20 protein-coding genes and 1 other RNA gene are annotated in these 17,100 nt (G+C 40.3%); 6 read left to right on the plus strand and 15 right to left on the minus strand.

Annotated elements, in window-relative coordinates:
* Positions 1 to 53: 53 nt before the first annotated feature.
* The 5 genes from HMPREF2701_RS08965 to HMPREF2701_RS10820 all read right to left on the minus strand — a co-directional run bounded on the left by HMPREF2701_RS08965 (position 54) and on the right by HMPREF2701_RS10820 (position 5,005).
* Positions 54 to 1,388: an Nramp family divalent metal transporter gene (locus tag HMPREF2701_RS08965; protein WP_000094601.1), complete on the minus strand. Its 1,335-nt coding sequence runs from the start codon at positions 1,386 to 1,388 to the stop codon at positions 54 to 56.
* 396 nt (positions 1,389 to 1,784) lie between these two features.
* Positions 1,785 to 2,132, minus strand: a transfer-messenger RNA (tmRNA) gene (ssrA, locus tag HMPREF2701_RS08970).
* A gap of 61 nt (positions 2,133 to 2,193) precedes the next feature.
* Positions 2,194 to 2,829, minus strand: coding sequence for an SGNH/GDSL hydrolase family protein (locus HMPREF2701_RS08975; RefSeq protein ID WP_000290665.1), 636 nt, complete (start codon positions 2,827 to 2,829; stop codon positions 2,194 to 2,196).
* A 1-nt stretch (position 2,830) separates the two neighbouring features.
* Entirely contained in the window at positions 2,831 to 3,658 is an 828-nt protein-coding gene (locus tag HMPREF2701_RS08980) for an HAD family hydrolase (protein ID WP_070482806.1), read from the minus strand.
* A 21-nt stretch (positions 3,659 to 3,679) separates the two neighbouring features.
* On the minus strand, positions 3,680 to 5,005 hold the full coding sequence (locus HMPREF2701_RS10820) for a CapA family protein (RefSeq protein WP_081109258.1): 1,326 nt from the start codon (positions 5,003 to 5,005) through the stop codon (positions 3,680 to 3,682).
* 174 nt (positions 5,006 to 5,179) lie between these two features.
* Between HMPREF2701_RS10820 and def the strand changes: the two genes are divergently transcribed.
* Both def and rlmB read left to right on the plus strand, forming a co-directional pair.
* On the plus strand, positions 5,180 to 5,791 hold the full coding sequence (def, locus tag HMPREF2701_RS08995; protein ID WP_060805483.1) for a peptide deformylase: 612 nt from the start codon (positions 5,180 to 5,182) through the stop codon (positions 5,789 to 5,791).
* Between the two features lie 44 nt (positions 5,792 to 5,835).
* Entirely contained in the window at positions 5,836 to 6,564 is a 729-nt protein-coding gene (gene rlmB / locus HMPREF2701_RS09000) for a 23S rRNA (guanosine(2251)-2'-O)-methyltransferase RlmB (RefSeq protein WP_024057830.1), read from the plus strand.
* A gap of 39 nt (positions 6,565 to 6,603) precedes the next feature.
* Here rlmB and trxB read toward each other — a convergent pair whose 3' ends face one another.
* From trxB to HMPREF2701_RS09035, 7 genes are all read right to left on the minus strand, one after another.
* Positions 6,604 to 7,515 carry a thioredoxin-disulfide reductase gene (gene trxB, locus HMPREF2701_RS09005; RefSeq protein ID WP_070482809.1) on the minus strand — a complete coding sequence of 304 codons (912 nt, stop codon included), beginning with the start codon at positions 7,513 to 7,515 and terminating at the stop codon, positions 6,604 to 6,606.
* A 65-nt stretch (positions 7,516 to 7,580) separates the two neighbouring features.
* Positions 7,581 to 7,805: a DUF4059 family protein gene (locus HMPREF2701_RS09010; RefSeq protein WP_000926599.1), complete on the minus strand. Its 225-nt coding sequence runs from the start codon at positions 7,803 to 7,805 to the stop codon at positions 7,581 to 7,583.
* A 77-nt stretch (positions 7,806 to 7,882) separates the two neighbouring features.
* Positions 7,883 to 8,626, minus strand: coding sequence for an amino acid ABC transporter ATP-binding protein (locus tag HMPREF2701_RS09015; RefSeq protein WP_000590982.1), 744 nt, complete (start codon positions 8,624 to 8,626; stop codon positions 7,883 to 7,885).
* The gene (locus HMPREF2701_RS09020; protein ID WP_001103449.1) at positions 8,626 to 9,426 is read right to left on the minus strand and encodes an amino acid ABC transporter permease; all 801 of its coding nucleotides are present in this window, start codon (positions 9,424 to 9,426) and stop codon (positions 8,626 to 8,628) included. Before HMPREF2701_RS09020 ends, HMPREF2701_RS09015 begins: the two co-directional genes overlap by 1 nt.
* A gap of 157 nt (positions 9,427 to 9,583) precedes the next feature.
* Positions 9,584 to 9,940 (minus strand): arsenate reductase family protein, encoded by a 357-nt coding sequence (locus HMPREF2701_RS09025; RefSeq protein WP_000889092.1) that lies wholly within the window; start codon positions 9,938 to 9,940, stop codon positions 9,584 to 9,586.
* A 5-nt stretch (positions 9,941 to 9,945) separates the two neighbouring features.
* Positions 9,946 to 10,470 carry a methylated-DNA--[protein]-cysteine S-methyltransferase gene (locus tag HMPREF2701_RS09030; RefSeq protein ID WP_061589823.1) on the minus strand — a complete coding sequence of 175 codons (525 nt, stop codon included), beginning with the start codon at positions 10,468 to 10,470 and terminating at the stop codon, positions 9,946 to 9,948.
* Positions 10,470 to 10,964, minus strand: a complete 495-nt coding sequence (locus HMPREF2701_RS09035) for a GNAT family N-acetyltransferase (protein ID WP_061589824.1) — start codon at positions 10,962 to 10,964, stop codon at positions 10,470 to 10,472. Before HMPREF2701_RS09035 ends, HMPREF2701_RS09030 begins: the two co-directional genes overlap by 1 nt.
* A 134-nt stretch (positions 10,965 to 11,098) precedes the next feature.
* Between HMPREF2701_RS09035 and HMPREF2701_RS09040 the strand changes: the two genes are divergently transcribed.
* Positions 11,099 to 11,545: a DUF1836 domain-containing protein gene (locus HMPREF2701_RS09040; protein WP_061589825.1), complete on the plus strand. Its 447-nt coding sequence runs from the start codon at positions 11,099 to 11,101 to the stop codon at positions 11,543 to 11,545.
* Positions 11,542 to 12,189 carry a PAQR family membrane homeostasis protein TrhA gene (locus tag HMPREF2701_RS09045; protein ID WP_061589826.1) on the plus strand — a complete coding sequence of 216 codons (648 nt, stop codon included), beginning with the start codon at positions 11,542 to 11,544 and terminating at the stop codon, positions 12,187 to 12,189. Before HMPREF2701_RS09040 ends, HMPREF2701_RS09045 begins: the two co-directional genes overlap by 4 nt.
* Positions 12,190 to 12,209: 20 nt before the next feature.
* Here the strand turns inward: HMPREF2701_RS09045 and pdxT are convergent, their stop codons facing one another.
* From pdxT to nox, 3 genes are all read right to left on the minus strand, one after another.
* The gene (gene pdxT, locus HMPREF2701_RS09050; RefSeq protein ID WP_061589827.1) at positions 12,210 to 12,791 is read right to left on the minus strand and encodes a pyridoxal 5'-phosphate synthase glutaminase subunit PdxT; all 582 of its coding nucleotides are present in this window, start codon (positions 12,789 to 12,791) and stop codon (positions 12,210 to 12,212) included.
* The gene (pdxS, locus tag HMPREF2701_RS09055; RefSeq protein ID WP_033681382.1) at positions 12,792 to 13,667 is read right to left on the minus strand and encodes a pyridoxal 5'-phosphate synthase lyase subunit PdxS; all 876 of its coding nucleotides are present in this window, start codon (positions 13,665 to 13,667) and stop codon (positions 12,792 to 12,794) included.
* 151 nt (positions 13,668 to 13,818) lie between these two features.
* Entirely contained in the window at positions 13,819 to 15,198 is a 1,380-nt protein-coding gene (nox, locus tag HMPREF2701_RS09060; protein ID WP_033681383.1) for a H2O-forming NADH oxidase, read from the minus strand.
* A 307-nt stretch (positions 15,199 to 15,505) separates the two neighbouring features.
* Here nox and HMPREF2701_RS09065 point away from each other — a divergent pair, with 307 nt between their 5' ends.
* The gene (locus HMPREF2701_RS09065; RefSeq protein WP_033681384.1) at positions 15,506 to 16,429 is read left to right on the plus strand and encodes an FAD:protein FMN transferase; all 924 of its coding nucleotides are present in this window, start codon (positions 15,506 to 15,508) and stop codon (positions 16,427 to 16,429) included.
* Positions 16,430 to 16,488: 59 nt separating this feature from the next.
* Positions 16,489 to 17,094 carry an NADPH-dependent FMN reductase gene (locus HMPREF2701_RS09070; protein WP_033681385.1) on the plus strand — a complete coding sequence of 202 codons (606 nt, stop codon included), beginning with the start codon at positions 16,489 to 16,491 and terminating at the stop codon, positions 17,092 to 17,094.
* Positions 17,095 to 17,100 lie beyond the last annotated feature (6 nt).

Consider the following 17,100-nt stretch of genomic DNA (forward strand, 5'->3'; position numbering starts at 1 on the left):
AATCTTGGGTATCTTTTTTCTTATATGCTTGTTTTATAACTCGGGTGAATTTCTTAGAAAATATCAAATAACAATTTCACATTGAGAATTGTTAAGATAATAGAAACGATATAGCCAAGGATGGTATTCCATTTGGCATTGGTAAATTCTCCCATCAGTGATTTCTTAGAAGTTAGATAAATCAGTGGGAAGATTGAAAATGGAAGAGCAATCGAAAGAAAGACTTGTGAATAAACCAATAACTGATCCAATGTTTTTTCCTGATGACCAAACAGAACCGCTACAATCATGACAGGCAACAAGGCAAAGAGACGAGTTGCCAAACGAATGAACCATTGAGGTAATCTCATATGCAAGAAACCTTCCATAACGATTTGTCCAGTCAAGGTACCCGTAATTGTCGAATTTTGACCACTGGCTAATAAAGCCAAGGCAAACAAGGTTGATAAGGTCGAGCTAGCTATAGCTCCTGCAATAGTAGAATCCTGCAAGGCATTATACATTTGAGAGAAGGCAGAAATCTCAGATGCATGGCCGAAAAAGAGAGCCGCCCCGAGAATTAATAGAAGGGAGTTAACCACAAAGGCCAAGGATAATTGGAGATTTGAATCCCAGGTCATAAAGCGCACGGCTTTTCGAACATCATTCTTGTCCTTGTGATTGATTTTCCGAGTTTGAGACAAGGAAGAATGCAAATAGAGGTTATGGGGCATAACCGTTGCTCCCACGATCCCTAGTGCCAAGGTTAATTGACTTTCATGCCCTGGCAAGGGACTTTCAAATAAGGTTGCATTCGGTAGATAACCCTCAACGATTCCTTGGAAGCTTGGATGTGACAAAGCTACCAGATAGGTAAAAATTGCTAGAATGGTTAAAATCAGTGTTGTCACAATAGCTTCAATCTTCTTAAAGCCAAATTTCATCAGAAGCAATAAGAGAAAAACATCCAACACGGTCAAGAGAATTGCTATCATAATCGGAATCTTAAAGAGAAGATTGAGAGCAATCGCTGAACCTAGAACTTCTGCCAGATCTGTCGCCATCAAGGCTAATTCTAAAATCACCCATAGACTATAACGAAGCCATTTAGGTGAATGATGAGCCGTTGCTTGAGCCAGGTCCATCTGGGTTACAATACCAAGCTTTCCTGCCATCTGCTGAAGTTGCATGGCAATGAGAGATGAAATCAAGATAACAAACAAGAGACTATACTTATAGGAAGCACCACCGACTACACTGGTAATCCAGTTTCCTGGATCCATATAACCAACTGCGACAAGAGCACCCGGACCTAAAAAGGCATTTAAATTTTGCCAGAAATGATTGTTATTTGGAGTATCGATAGATTGATTAATCTCAGAGAGTGACACTTTTTTATGAGAAGACATAGATACTTACCTCTTTCTAAACCTACTTTTTCATTATTTTCTATTAGAGAAAAATAAGATTGACTTTAAACTATTAAAACAATGAAAACTATATGAAAAACATTTAGTTTTTTCATTATTTTTCTTAAGGTACCTTAATATTTTTCTTAAGGCACCTTAATTATAACACAAAAATGAAAACTATATGAAAAACATTTAGTTTTTTCATTATTTTTCTTAAGGCACCTTAATTATAACAGAAAATATGATAAAAACTTAAGAAAATTCAGGACTTGATTTAATATTTAGGATACAACAAAATGTTGTATTCTTTTTTTGCAAAAGAATACCAAAGAAAAAATAAAAAACGTTGATTTAACAACGTTTTACCAAGGAATGCAAAAGAATGCAAAGGAATAATGGAGCCGGTGGGAGTCGAACCCACGTCCAAACACCTGCTAACATATTTGTCTACAACCATAGGTTATGTATTCGTTTAACAGTCCCTCGACACATAACTCAAGCCTAGAAACCGCGAGTCTATCAATCTCTTATCAAGCCGCTAGACAAGACTTGATCGTATCTCGCTAATAATAAGACCTGTCATTGAACACGAGCAATCCAAATCGGGTCACGCCTGCTGGTTTTTAGGCAGCTAGAGCGTAAGAAGTGTTATTTTTTGCAGTTATATTTAACTGAGCGTTTACGTCGCCACACGAGTCGCAAAATATGCCTCATAATGCCTGTCGAATCCGTAACGACCCCAAAAGACAATAAAACCATTATACCTTATCTAACACAAAAATGCAAAAAGGAAAGCAATTAACTACAAAAGATAGTCTTTCAAAGATTTTGTCAAAACCTGATAACCAGCAACACTAAGGTGCAACCCATCAGTTGTATAATCTTTTTTGAGTTGACCTGCCTGGTCTGTCAAACTATCAAAAACTGGCACAAATTCTACCTGCATATAGGCAGAAGCAAGCTCTTGATAGGCTTGATTCCATTTCTGAATTTTTTCATTCGTGCGGATATAGACTGTCTGCTTGTACTCTTCTCCCTCATTGACTGGCAAAATAGAAAGCAATTTAATCTCAGTCAATGGATAATCGCGAGCAATGGATTGTATGATAGCTTCGAGGTTATTGAGAGCCTCATTCACAGGCACATCTTTTCCGATATCATTTGTCCCAATCAAAAGGACAATTTTATCTACTGCTCCACCGTACAGATGCGCATCTAGATTTTCTAATAACAGCCCTGTCTGATACCCTCGAATGCCTCGATTGACAATCGTCTTCGAAGTCCCAAATAGTTCCTGCAGAGGATAATATTCGACAATGGAATCCCCAATAAAAAGAATGTCTGGCTCTACAACAGAAACCTGATTTAAGTGACGATACTTGGTTTGGATTTTTTCTTGTTCCTTTAGTAACCAATTTTCTAATAACTGTACTGCCACTTCATTCTCCTTTTTCTAACCAGTTTTCCAAGATTTGATAAACTCCTCCTTGGCTATTGGCTGGCGCTAGAGCAGTAGCCACAGCTTTGGCTTTATCATCAGCATTTTCCATCGCATAGGCAATTCCAGCCATTTCAAGCATTTCAACATCATTTTCACTGTCACCAAAAGCCATGATTTGTTGGGAGGTCAAGTCCCAGCGCTTGAGTAATTCTTCCAAGCCCCATGCTTTATGAATTCCAGCTTGAAGGATATCAATGCAACCATAGCCACTCGATACAGCACGAACACGGCCATCAAAGAGGTCATTGATTTCTTCCAAGACCGAACTCAAACGTTCCTCACCAACAACCATACTCATCTTGAGCACACCACCAAAGAGGTCAGAGGTTAATTCGTCCACAAATTGCATCCGTTGGTAGAATTTTTCAATCATTTCTGGAGTCATAAAACTTTCAAGGTCTGTAAAAATGGTACCTTCTTTGACGAAACCACCCTTCATCCCCGTTACAACAAACTGGTCCTGACATGCTCGACCCTCGAAATGAGCCAAGGCCTTATCAACAATGGCATCATCCCAAGTCTGAGCCTGAATCAGTTCATTGTTTTCAAAAATACGAGCACCATTGGCAACAACCAGAGTCACTCGATCCACCAAATGCTCCAGTAGTTGCCTCATGCGGTGAATTTCATTTCCCGTCGCGATGACAAAACGAATGCCCCTTTGATCCAACTGATCTAAAATCTTTTCCAATCGTGGGAGATCAAGCTGGCCTCTAGCATCCAGCAAAGTCCCATCCATATCTGTCGCAATTACCTTAATCGTCATTTACTTTCCTCTGGATTTAAGCTAGTCCCACTTCAATCCCACATGTTCGTTCATTTCTTTATAGGCTGTATCAATTCGTTCCTTAGTCGCTTCATCTAACTGATCACGATGACTGCCACCCTCGATAAAATCTTCTAAGATATAGGTTTGATAATGATATAGGGGATATCCTTCTGGTGAAAAGGTTCCCTTTGGTGTTCGATTGACCCAAGTTGGATGAGCTTTAGCTGTGTCAATAGTTGTTTTTCCACCTTTTTTCTTGACAGTTACATCCATAAGAACACCACGCTCAGTCCACTTCGCATTGTCTACACCAGTCATTGTTTCAATACGTTGGTTAGAAATAAAGTTTCCCATAGAATAGATGATAAGTTTTTTCTCTCCATCTTTTTCAACAGTCTCTGATGGCTCAACTACGTGTGGATGGCCTCCAAAGATAATATCCGCTCCCCAATCAATCATCTTGTGGTACAAAGCCTTTTGCTCTTCAGTCGGTTCTATGCGATACTCAACACCCATCTGAGGCATGATAACAGTAATATCCGCTTCCTTCTCTGCCCGTTCAATTTCAGCCTTCATCTTATCTTCGTTTAGGTCTGAAAGATAGCGGTTATAGTCTTCTTGCGAAATACTTTGCTCAATTCCATTAAATCCATAAGAATAAGCCAAAAGTGCAACCTTGATACCGTTCACTTCCTTGATAACGAGTGGAGCTTGGTCACGTGACTCGTGCGTATAAACTCCAATAGGTGTCATTCCTGCCTTTTCAATTGCATCTGCCGTTGAAATAACTCCTTCAATTTGCGAATCTAAAACATGATTATGGGCTAAATCTAAAACATGATACCCAGCATCTTTAATAGCATCCATTACTTGAATAGGAGCATTAAATAAAGGATACCCCGCTAAATAATGATCTTTATTAATAGTTCCTTCAAAATCACCTATTGCCAAATCAGCCTGCTTAAGCCAAGGAGTTACGTATTCAAAATTCTCATGAAAATCATAGCTGCCATCTTCCTTTTTAGCTGACATATAGATAATATCATGGTAAAGTAAATCTCCATGGGCCATAATACGAGCACTTGTTTCTTCTTCCTGATCTTTAGATTTTTGATTTATCTTATTTGCTTCTTTAGAAATGGCATCCTTTTTTTGACTGGTCAAGGGGATTCCTTGGAAACTTTCAAACAGCAAGACCAAGCCCATTGATAAAGCAACTGCTAGCAAGAGTATCGCCACAAATCCCTTATTACTCCACTTGCGATAACTCCTAAAAAAGTTTACAAAGCCCCTCATAAAACGAAAAACTGGTCCACGTTTATGTCTATCTTGTCTTCTTTGCATCTTCATTCTCCCTACTTTCTAATGCAAGCCTTTTCTTTTTATTATATCACAGATAAGTAATTCTTTCACAATTGAATCGAACCTAGTAGGTATTTTCTATAAAAGCTAGATGCCGAAATGCTTTCATTCCTTATCATTTTGTGATATCATGTAGAGGTAATGAAAGGAGAGAAAATGTCTGCAATAGAACGTATTACAAAAGCTGCTCACTTAATTGATATGAACGATATTATCCGCGAAGGGAATCCTACTCTACGCGCAGTTGCTGAGGAAGTCACTTTCCCCTTGTCTGACCAGGAAATCATCCTAGGCGAAAAGATGATGCAATTCCTGAAACATTCCCAAGATCCTGTCATGGCTGAAAAGATGGGACTCCGCGGTGGGGTTGGACTTGCTGCTCCCCAGTTAGATATCTCAAAACGTATTATCGCTGTTTTGGTGCCAAACATTGTCGAAGAAGGCGAAACTCCAGAGGAAGCCTACGACTTGCAAGCCATTATGTACAATCCCAAAATCGTCTCTCACTCTGTTCAAGACGCTGCTCTTGGCGAAGGAGAAGGTTGCCTCTCTGTTGACCGCAATGTGCCTGGCTATGTTGTTCGCCATGCTCGCGTTACTGTTGACTACTTTGACAAGGACGGCGAAAAACACCGTATCAAGCTCAAAGGCTACAACTCCATCGTTGTTCAGCATGAAATTGACCACATCAACGGAATCATGTTTTACGATCGTATCAATGAAAAAGACCCATTTGAAGTTAAAGATGGTCTACTGATTCTTGAATAAATAAAATCCCGTTGCAAGACGGGGTTTTGTGTTATAATAGAGGCATGAAAACAAATGATATTGTCTATGGCGTCCACGCCGTTACCGAAGCCCTCCTTGCAAACACAGGGAACAAACTTTACCTCCAAGAAGATCTCCGAGGTAAGAATGTTGAGAAAGTCAAGGAACTGGCTACAGAAAAGAAGGTATCCATTTCTTGGACCTCAAAAAAATCCCTCACTGAGATGACTGAAGGTGCTGTTCATCAAGGTTTTGTTCTACGAGTGTCTGAATTTGCCTATAGCGAGCTGGATCACATCCTTGCCAAAACACGCCAAGAAGAAAATCCACTGCTATTGATTCTGGATGGTCTAACTGATCCCCACAACTTAGGTTCCATCTTAAGAACCGCTGATGCGACCAATGTTTCAGGTGTCATCATTCCCAAGCACCGTGCTGTCGGAGTTACTCCTGTCGTTGCTAAAACGGCCACAGGTGCTATTGAGCACGTTCCAATTGCTCGAGTGACCAATCTGAGCCAAACTCTGGACAAACTCAAGGATGAAGGATTCTGGACCTTTGGAACGGATATGAATGGTACTCCTTGCCACAAGTGGAATACAAAAGGGAAAATAGCCCTCATCATCGGAAATGAAGGAAAAGGAATCTCTAGTAACATCAAAAAACAGGTCGATGAGATGATTACCATTCCGATGAATGGACATGTTCAAAGTCTCAATGCCAGTGTTGCTGCAGCCATTCTCATGTACGAAGTTTTTCGAAATAGACTATAAAAAAGTTTCCAGTCATCTGATTGGAAACTTTTTTTATGATTAACTATGTTCGGTGATAAACTTGTAAGCTTCTTGACCAGCGATAGCTCCATCTCCAACTGCTGTTGTCACTTGGCGAAGGTCTTTCAAACGAACATCTCCAACGGCAAAGATACCATCAACTGCAGTTTTCATGTGGTTATCTGTCACAATCCAACCAGCCTGATCTTGGATATTCAATTCTTTAACAAAATCGCTAACAGGGTCCAATCCAACATAGATAAAGACGCCACCGAAGGCTTGTTCTGTCACTTGACCTGTTTTCACATTTTCAAATACGACAGATTCTACTCGGTTTTCACCCTTGATTTCCTTCACTACAGAATCCCAGATAAAGCTGATTTTCTCATTCGCAAAGGCGCGGTCTTGTAAAACTTTTTGGGCACGAAGTTGGTCACGACGGTGAACAATGGTAACAGTCTTAGCAAAACGAGTCAAGAAGAGGGCTTCTTCAACAGCTGAATCTCCACCACCGACTACCAACAAATCTTGGTCACGGAAGAAAGCACCATCACACACAGCACAGTAAGAAACACCACGACTGTTCAGTTCTTCTTCTCCAGGTACTCCCAAAGGACGGTGTTTAGAACCAGTTGCTACGATAACTGTACGTGTTTCATATGTTTGGTCATCAGTCATCACTTTCTTAAAATCACCATGATCTTCTACATTTTCAACATAGCCATAAATGTGCTCAACACCAAGATTTTCAAGAGGTTCAAACATTTTTTCTGCCAATTCTGGCCCACTAATATTAGCGTATCCAGGGTAATTTTCAATATCAGATGTATTATTCATCTGACCACCTGGCAGACCACCTTCAATCAAGGCTACTTTTAGATTGCTTCGAGCAGCATACAAGGCTGCAGTCATCCCTGCAGGTCCAGCACCGATAATAATAGTATCGTACATATAGATTCCTTCTTTCTTGTTGTAACTATCTTTATTCTAACTCTTTCTTGTCAATCACGCAAGGATTATGCCTTGAAAACAAGAATTAAACTCATAACCGCAAAGGATAATACTGGAACAACCAAGACACCAATCATAATCATATCATAGAGATGGGCTTGGCGAGCCTTGGCAGTCTTATCAACTCCCGACATGGCTCTCAGTCCAATCCAAATCCCTAAAAAAATCAGGACGAGGATGGTGGTCAAGATCAAACTCTCGAAATATAAAGAAAATAGTTGCAGTAGCATGATTTCTCTCATTTCTATCTTTTTTAAAGAGTAAACTCAGCTAGTCCAGCTAACTGAGTTTTTCTTTATCTATTATATCAAATATAAGTCCGTTTGTAACTAGCGAAGAATTCTTTTGTTCGCTCTTCTTTAGGATGGTGGATAATCTCATCCGGTGTTCCAGACTCAATGATTTTCCCCTTATCTAGGAAGAGAATCTTATCAGCCACTTGAGCTACAAAGGACATGTCATGACTAACTAAAATCATGGTTTGACCTGACTTAGCAGCATCTGCAATAGACTTCTCTACTTCACCAACCAATTCTGGGTCAAGGGCTGAAGTTGGTTCGTCCAAGAGTAAGACATCTGGTTTCATGGCAAGAGCACGCGCCAAGGCAACCCGTTGCTTCTGTCCACCTGATAAATGTCTAGGGTAATGGTTCTCACGGTCAGAAAGCCCAACCTTAGCCAACTCTTCCTTGGCAATCTTAGTCGCTTCTTGGTCGGATAATTTCTTGACAACAACCAAGCCTTCTTTTACATTATCAAGTGCTGTTCGGCGTTCAAACAAATTAAACTGTTGGAAAACCATGGACAGCTTGCGGCGTAGGGCCAGGATTTCTTCCTGAGTGATTTTAGAAAAATCAACTGAGAAATCATCAATCTGAATTGATCCACTGTCAGGAGTTTCAAGATAATTGAGACTACGAAGAAAAGTTGATTTTCCAGCTCCTGAAGAACCAATCAAGGCTACTACTTCCCCTTTTTGAATATCCAAGTTCAGATGATCCAAGACAGTCTGTCCTGAAAAGGATTTGCTTAAATTCGAAATCTTAATCATTAACGAAGGTCTCCTTTCACATCTGTTTGCACTGTATCGGGTGCAGAAATAGCCATTTTTCTCTCGATGAAACGACCGAGGCTTTCAATTCCGATATTGACTACCCAATAAACAAGGGCAACGGAAATAAAGCGTTCAAAATAGCGGTAATCAGCTCCGCCTAGAATCTGAGCTTGGGCAAAGACTTCCACAACACCCGCACTGAAGGCTAGAGAAGTCCCTTTGGTCAAGCCGATTAGGGAATTGATTAAAGTTGGAGTCGCCACAACGGCTGCATTTGGAATAATCACGCGACGATAAACTTGTGCTCGGGTCATCCCCAGACTGCGTGCCGCCTCAATCTCACCAGGATTGACTGAGAGAATGGCTGCACGAATGGTTTCACTCGCATAAGCTGCTTCATTGAAAGCAAAGGCGACAATCGCAAAAGCAGCAGCTGGAATCGCATTGATATTGAGACCAGTTCCCCATTGCTGATTGAGAGCTTTCAAAGCCAAAGGGATTCCGTAGTAGGTCAACATGAGTTGCACCAAAATCGGTGTCCCTTTTAAGAAACTAACAAAGAAGGCCTGCAAGGGATATAAAATTTTGACACGATTGATTTTCACAATGGCAAAAAGAAGCGCCAAAACCAAGCCAAAAAGGGCACCACCAATTGTCAACATAATCGTTGTTGGAAGTTGTTGGACAATTCTTGGAATTCCATCAAAGACCGAACGCAAGCTAAAAAGTTTGCCATCCGGAATCAATTGCATCAAGTTTTGGTACCAATCTGATGCTAAAATCGTTGTAACATTCATAAAAACATCCTCTCCTGATAATGATTCATTCTACCATACTTCTGCCGTCAATGAAATTATTTGCTACGGTCAGGTACAGACTTTGTCTACCTACTAGTTTATCATACTTTGAAACAGGGAGGTTATATATTTTATCTATCAAAGAGATAAGTAAAAACTATTTCAATCCCAATTCTTCATAAGGTTTTCGATAACCGATTTGCTTAACAGTTCCATTTTCTACTAAAATGGGGCGTTTTAACAACATTCCGTCGCTTGCTAGCAACTCAGCTGCTTCTTGGTTTGACAGACTTCCTACCTTATCTTTCAGCCCCAATTCACGGTATTTGATTCCACTGGTGTTGAAAAATTGCTTCAACTCAAAACCCGAGGTTTCTAGCCAGTTTAAAATGACTTCTTGGCTGGGTGTTTCTTCCACGATGTGAACAGCTTTATAGTCCACACCGAGTTGGTTTAATTCTTGTTTTGCTTTTTTACAAGTTGAACATTTTGGATATTCGATAAATTCTAACATGTCTTTCACTTTCTATTGTTTATCTCTTTAAAATCTACGCCTTCATGCTCCAAGAGCCAAGCTTTCTTTTCCACTCCTGCAGCATACCCTGTCAGACGCTTGCCAGCCCCCAGCACCCGATGACAAGGTACTAGGATAGACCAAGGATTGCGCCCCACTGCTCCACCAATTGCTTGAGCAGAAGCCACTTGTAGCTCTTGGGCTATTTGTCCATAGGTCACTGTCTGACCATAAGGAATTTCCTGTAAATAGGACCAAACTCGCTTTTCGAAATCCGTTCCAATTGGAGCCAAGGGCAAGTTGGATAAATCCTGAGACTTGCCTTTAAAGTAAGCATCTAAGCAAGTGATAACTGGATCTAAGATAGGATGACTAACAACTGCTTCTATCGTTTCATCCCCTAATCCCCTCTCAAAATGCTTCTGCTTCTGCTTCTGCATCCAAATTCCATACAAATAATGGTCATCAGCTACAAGAGAAAAAGAGCCGATTGGCGAAAAGTAGAGCTTTTTTGCGTACTTCTTTTGCATTATTTCTTCAATTTTTGATAGGCCAAGCGTTCCCCATCAACCGGTACCTTTCCAACCCGTTTAAAACCAAGTTTTTCAAAAATATGTTGCATAACCTTATTTTCAGCATGCGTATCTGAACGAAAATCTAGATAGTCAAAACCTTCAATCAAGCCCTCTAAAAAGGTTTGAGCAACTCCTTGTCCCTGGACATCTGCTGCCACAGCAATACGGTGAAAGACTAGGTATTCAGATTCTCCAGTTTGCCAACTTCCTTCATAAATGGCTTCATAGGCTGCCTCTGGACTCTTGGTCACAACAGCATAAGCTAGTAGTTCTCCCTCTTCCAAGGCTACGTAGGCTTGACCGGAGATAATATCATCGATAATAATGTCTGCATTTGGATAACCATTTTGCCATTGATCACTACCAGCATCTGCTAAACATTTTTTAGCATCTTCCATCACCTGCATGATGGCATCTACTTCATTTGGAAAAGCTAAACGAATTTCCATCTTTTCTCCTCATTTCTGACTAGTTTCTCCCATCATAGCATAATTTAAGTCTTTCTACAAGCAGTTAAAACTTGACTTTCTGTTTTTGTTATTTTATAATCTAGTTATTAAAACTAGATAAAAAGGAGTTGAAAATGAAAACTACCTTTTCCTACCCCAAATGGGCAGAAATTCCAAATATTGACCTCTATCTGGACCAGGTTTTGCTCTATGTCAATCAGGTCTGCGCCCCTATCTCTCCTGATAAAGACAAGGGCCTAACAGCATCCATGGTCAACAATTATGTGAAACATGGTTACCTGACAAAGCCTGATAAGAAAAAATACCAACGCCAACAGATTGCCCGTTTGATTGCTATCACAACCCTCAAGTCTGTATTCTCTATTCAAGAAATCGCCCAGACACTTAATACTCTGCAAAGTCAAGCAAGTTCAGACCAACTCTACGATGCTTTTGTGGACTACATGAACCAAGGAATTGATCCAGCAAACCCTATTATCCAAACCAGCTGTCAAACGGTTAAACTCTATCATCAAACTCTAGCCTTAATCCATCATACTCAAGAGGAGGTAATCCAATGAACACTAGTCTTAAACTAAGCAAACAACTCAGTTTTGGAGAGGAGATTGCTAATAGCGTGACCCATGCCGTAGGTGCAGTCATCATGCTTATCTTACTCCCCATTTCATCCACCTATAGCTATGAGGCACACGGATTTTTATCATCTATCGGCGTTTCCATATTCGTTATCAGTCTCTTTCTCATGTTCCTCTCATCCACCATTTATCACTCTATGGCCTATGGTTCGACCCACAAATATGTCTTGCGAATCATTGACCATTCGATGATTTATGTGGCTATCGCAGGCTCTTACACGCCCGTCGTCTTGACCTTAATGAATAACTGGTTTGGCTATCTGATAATTGCCATCCAGTGGGGAACGACCATCTTTGGTATTCTCTATAAAATCTTTGCTAAAAAGGTTAACGAGAAATTCAGCCTTGCTCTTTACCTGATTATGGGCTGGTTGGTTCTGGCAATCATTCCTGCCATTATCAGTCAAACGACACCCATTTTCTGGAGTCTCATGGTAACTGGCGGACTCTGTTATACAGTTGGAGCTGCATTTTACGCCAAGAAAAAACCTTATTTCCACATGATTTGGCATCTCTTTATCCTAGCAGCATCTGCCCTCCAATACATTGCCATTGTTTATTACATGTAAAAAAGTTGAGAAACTCAGTCTCAACTTTTTTCTTTACACATATTGATAAAGTACTGGTGCAAGCGCACATCATCAGTCAATTCTGGATGAAAAGAAGTTACCAACATATTTTTGTCTTGGGCTGCAACGATTTGATTATCAACTGTTGCTAGAATTTCTACATCCTTTCCAACACTACTAATAATTGGACCACGGATAAAGGTCATTGGAATCTGACCAACTCCCTTACATTCTGCTTCCGTATAGAAACTTCCTAATTGGCGCCCATAGGCATTGCGCTCGACCACCATATCCATAGTTTCTAGATGACTCTCTTCCTGAGAAGTAATTTCCTTAGCCAGCAAAATTAAACCCGCACAGGTTCCAAACACTGGTAAGCCAGATAGAATGGCTTCTCGGATGGGAATCAGCATGTCCTGGTCTCGTAAGAGCTTGCCCATGGTTGTAGACTCTCCTCCAGGTAAAATCAAACCCGACAAGTCACTCTGTTCTTGCTGAAAATTCTCTAGATTTCTGATTTCAACACTCTCGACTCCTAATTGATCTAGCACTTTTGCATGTTCTGCAAAGGCACCTTGCAAGGCCAATATTCCGATTTTCATCTATTTTCCTCGCTCAGCCATGAGAATTTGAATTTCATTTTCATTGATACCAACCATGGCTTCTCCTAAATCTTCAGAGATTTCAGCTAGGATTTGAGGATTACGGAAGTTAGTCACAGCCTTTACAATGGCACTCGCTCGTTTAACAGGATCTCCTGACTTGAAAATACCTGAACCGACAAATACACCTTCTGCTCCTAATTGCATCATCAACGCAGCATCTGCTGGCGTTGCAACACCTCCAGCCGCAAAGTTTACAACAGGCAATTTTCCATGTTCATGGACGTATTGAACTAATTCTACAGGGACTTGCAAATCCTTGGCAGAAACATAAAGTTCGTCCTCACGTAAGTTTTGAATACGACGAATTTCCTGATTCATCATACGCATATGACGAACAGCTTGGACGATATCCCCCGTACCCGGTTCTCCTTTGGTACGAATCATAGAAGCACCTTCAGCGATACGACGCAAGGCTTCACCCAAATCCTTCGCCCCACAGACAAAAGGAACTTGGAATTCTTTTTTGTCCACATGGAAACGGTCATCTGCTGGAGATAAAACTTCACTCTCATCGATATAGTCAATCTCAATAGCCTCTAAAATCTGAGCCTCAACAAAATGCCCGATTCTGACCTTGGCCATCACTGGGATGCTAACCGCTTCTTGGATTTCCTTAATCATCTTTGGATCACTCATGCGGGAAACACCACCAGCTGCACGAATATCAGCTGGAATCCGCTCCAAAGCCATCACGGCTGCCGCACCAGCAGCCTCTGCAATACGGGCTTGTTCAGGATTTTGCACATCCATGATAACACCGCCCTTGAGCATCTGCGCCAAGTTTTTATTTAATTCATAACGATTTTCAGTCATTTGTTTATCCTCATCATTTATATTGGTAGCTACCATTTCATTTTAAGTTAGATTAGAATGAATCACAAGATAAAAAAACCAAAATTGTATGGGTACAAATTACCTAAAAAACTATCTGACCTTAACTTAAGGCCAGATAGTTCATCAAATATTATTTTTCAGCTGTAAGGGCAGCCATTGTGATGTAGTTGTATGGTTTGTTAAAGTGTGGCAAGAAGAATAGATCTGTCAATGCCAATTTATCAATTGTCACATGCTCTTGGATAGCAAGTGAGAACATGTGGATTCCCATGCTGATTGCAGAATCGTGTGAAACCATTTGTGCACCAAGAATTTCACGGCTATCTTTGTCAAAGACAATCTTGATGGCAACTTCATGGTTGTCATGCTTCATAAATTCTGGTTTTTGAAGATCGTTAAAGCCTGTTTCAGTTGCATTGTAACCTGCTGCTTTAGCTTTCTCAAGTGTCAAACCAGTTGAAACCATGTGAAGACCGTAGATAGAGATACCGTTTGAACCTTGAACACCGATTCCTTCCAATTCATGTCCACAAGCATTGTAAGCACCAACGATACCAGTACGAACAGCATTTGAAGCAAGGGCGATGTAGCTTGTGTCTTTACGAGCATTGTCATAAACAGTTGCACAGTCACCTACTGCATAAACACCAGGAATTGATGTTTCTTGTTTCTTATCTACAAGGAAAGCACCGTTGCGGAAGAGTTCAATCTTACCATCAGCAAGGGCTGTGTTTGGACGGAAACCAACAGCAAGAACAACCATATCCACGTCGAAACTTTCTTTATCAGTAATCAAGCGTTCAACTTTACCGTCACCCTCAATTGCTTTAACAGTTTGACCAAGCGCCAAGCGGATGTTGTGGTCTTCCAAGTTCTTCGCCATCATTTGTGTGAAGTCTTTGTCATAGTAACCGTTCAAGACAGTATCAACGATATCAACAAGGATAACTTCTTTTCCAAGACGCTCAAAGGCTTCAGCAAGTTCAACACCGATGTAACCACCACCAACAACGGCAATACGGTCAAGGTGTTGGCTCTTGTCAGCCAATTTGTGAATCACTTCTTCAGCGTTTTGGTACAATTTAACGAATTGTACGTTTTCAAGAGTTGCTTTGAATTCGCGGTTTCCTTTGACAATTTCAACACCTTCGATTGGTGGCAAGATTGGTGTAGAACCTGTAGCGAAAATCAATTTTTCGTATGATTCTTTATGCTCTTTTCCTTCAACTTCTGCTGTAACAACTTTGTTATCATAGTCAATTGAAAGAACTGGTGAGTTCATGTAAACTTTAGCACCTTTAGCTTCCAATTTTTCTTTATCAGAATAGAACAAGCCTTCAGCACCGTCGATTTGTTCCCCAATCCAAAGGGCCATTCCGCAACCTAGGAAAGAGATGTTAGAGTTTTGGTCAAATACAACGATTTCGTTTTCATTTCCAAAATTATCCAACATAGTATTAATACATGCTGTACCAGCGTGGTTAGCACCAACTACAACGATTTTACTCATAGAAAAATTCCTACCTTCAATTTTAAATTTACTCTTCTAGTATATCATTTACTGTTAGCGTTTACAAGAGTTTAGTTAATTTTCCCGATTTTTTTGTAAAAAAATGTAAATAATCTGTATTTTATCAGGCTTTCTTACAATTACTCTTTTTTCCTGAGCATATTTCTTGACAAGTTTACAAATTTTATTTGTGAAAACGCTGACTTTGTGGTATGCTAGTATCATGGAAAGAAAATGTAAGGGGTTAAATTTAATATAAATTTACTATATTTCATCCTTCTTTTCATAAGAGAAAGGAGTTGGTAGCTTGCCTCTTAGTTCACATTCTGAACGGCTAATGGGGACTACTATCACTATTTCATTAGTGGATGAGCGAGCCGATATCTTGCTCCAAAAATCCTTTGATTTGCTCAAAGAGTTAGAATATCGTTTCAATGCCAATAGCCAAGAATCTGAGTTGATGGAAATCAATTATCAAGCTGGAATAGCTCCAGTCAAGGTTCATCCTGATTTGTTTGAATTGATTTCACTTGGATTAGAACATAGCCTAGCGCCCTCTAGTCATCTCAACATCAGCATTGGTCCCTTGATTCAAACCTGGCGCATCGGTTTTTCAGATGCCAAAGTGGCCCAACCTCAAGAAATTGAATCGGTGCTCCCTTTAATCAATCCTCATTCTATCGAGTTAGATTCTTCCACTTCCACTGTGTTTTTAAAACAGAAAGGAATGAAGATCGATCTTGGTTGTTTAGCCAAGGGGTATAGTGCGGATAAGGTTGCCCAATTTCTGAGAGAAGAGGGAGTGACATCAGCCTTGATTAATTTGGGAGGAAATATCCTAACCATTGGTAAAAATCAGGAAAGAGGCAATCAGCCTTGGCAAATCGGGATTCAAGACCCAGCCAATCCTAGGGGAAATCACTTAATGACCATCCCTGTTGTCAATAAATCTGTCGTGACTTCAGGCATTTATGAACGTCATCTGACAGTCGATGGAAAAGACTACCATCATATTTTTGACAGTCAAACAGGATATCCTGTTGAAACGGAACTAGCTAGTCTGACAATCATCTCTGATAAATCAGTCGATGGCGAAATCTGGACAACTCGACTCTTTGGAGAAAGACCTGCTTCTATCCTCTGGCAAGTCGAAAGTTTGGAGGGCATAGAAGCCATCCTTATCGATAAAGAAGGTCATCTAAGCTGTTCTTCAGGAATTCCTACTCTATAGAAATAGATATTTCAATAGAGTTCTAAAATCGTATTATGTAAAAAGAGAAAGGAAATCTCATGTTAAAACTTATTGCTATTGTTGGAACAAATTCAAAACGTTCTACAAACCGCCAATTGCTTCAATACATGCAAAAACACTTTGCTGAAAAAGCTGAAATTGAACTTGTTGAAATCAAGGATATCCCTGTCTTCAACAAACCAGCTGACAAGCAAGTACCTGTTGAAATTTTAGAAATTGCTACTAAAATTGAAGAGGCAGATGGCGTTATTATCGGTACTCCTGAGTATGACCACTCTATCCCAGCTGTTTTAATGAGCGCTCTTGCTTGGTTGTCATACGGTATTTACCCACTGTTGAACAAACCAATCATGATTACGGGTGCTTCTTACGGTACACTTGGTTCATCACGTGCCCAATTACAACTTCGCCAAATCTTGAATGCTCCAGAAATTAAAGCGAGTGTCCTTCCAGATGAATTCTTGCTTTCACATTCTCTTCAAGCCTTCAACCCAAGTGGAGACCTAGTAGATCTTGATGTTATCAAAAAACTGGATGCTACTTTTGACGACTACCGTATCTTTGTAAAAATCACAGAAAAATTGCGCAATGCACAAGCACTACTTCGCAAAGATGCAGAAGACTTTGACTGGGAAAATTTGTAAGATAGG

Origin of the sequence: Streptococcus sp. HMSC077D04, from assembly GCF_001808785.1 — a bacterium.
GTDB classification, from domain to species: Bacteria; Bacillota; Bacilli; order Lactobacillales; family Streptococcaceae; genus Streptococcus; species Streptococcus mitis_BX.